This is a genomic window from Streptomyces sp. NPDC001700 (assembly GCF_053596435.1).
Map to the genome: position 1 here is coordinate 1 of NZ_JBSFGE010000087.1, position 1,051 is coordinate 1,051.

1 protein-coding gene is annotated in these 1,051 nt (G+C 70.4%); it reads right to left on the bottom strand.

Annotated elements, in window-relative coordinates; translation table 11 throughout:
• Window positions 1–1,021, bottom strand: a 1,021-nt coding sequence (locus ACWC5C_RS42065; protein ID WP_450884646.1) for a polyketide synthase dehydratase domain-containing protein, incomplete at its 3' end; no start/stop codon positions are given.
• Window positions 1,022–1,051: the final 30 nt, after the last annotated feature.

Sequence of the window (1,051 nt, forward strand, 5' to 3'; positions counted from 1 at the left end):
TCACATCCAGAACCCAGCCCCGAGCCCCCACCGGCGGCACCAACGCACCACCCACCCCATAACGAGCCAACCGAGGCACCCTCAACACACCACCACGAACAGCGGCTTGAGGCTCGCCGGATGCCAGCACCACATCGAGAACCGCGGCGGCGGCCTCGTCGCCGTCCTGATCGACGAGGACGAATCGGCCGGGGTTCTCCGACTGCGCGGAGCGCACCAGGCCCCACGCCGCCGCCCCCGCCACATCAACGACATCCTCATCCGCCGAGACCGCCACCGCACCCTCGGACACCAGAACCAGCCGCGTCCCCTCAACCCGCTCCTCCGCCAGCCAACCCTGCAACAGGCCCAGCGTGCGATACGTGACCTCACGCACCGCGTCACCGGCCGAGGCGCCGTCCGCCGCACGCGGCAGTACGGTGACCACCGTGTCCGGCACCGCATGCCCCTCGTCCAGCGCGGCTGCGAACGTGGCAAGGTCGGGGTAGCGCTCGGCCCCATCGAGTTCCGGCGTTCCCGTACCGAGCACGGCGACCGACCCGGCCCACGCGGCAGCGGCCCCGGCAGCGGCAACCCAGTCCAGCCGGAACAACGCGTCCCGGTGCGGATCACTCGCACGCGCCAGCTGATCCGCCGAGATCCGCCGCAGGGTCAGGGCATCCACCGACGCCACCGGAGCACCCGAATCATCGGCGACACGCACCACAACCGAATCGCCGATACCCTCGGACAGTTGGACGCGCAACCGCGTGGCACCCGAGGCATGGAGACTCACGCCCCGCCAGGCGAAGGGAAGCAGGGTGCCGCCCCCCGCCGATTCGGGCAGCAACTCTCCCAGATCGATGCCGTGCAGGGCCGCGTCGAGCAGCGCCGGATGCAGACCGAAGGAACCAGCCTCCTCCGTCGGCAGTTCGACCTCGGTGAACACCTCACTGCCACGCCGCCACGCCGCCCGGACCCCACGGAACACCGGACCATAACCAAGACCATCCGCGGCAAGCCGCTCATACAGATCGGTCACCCCAACGGGATCCGCCCCAACCGGCGGCCA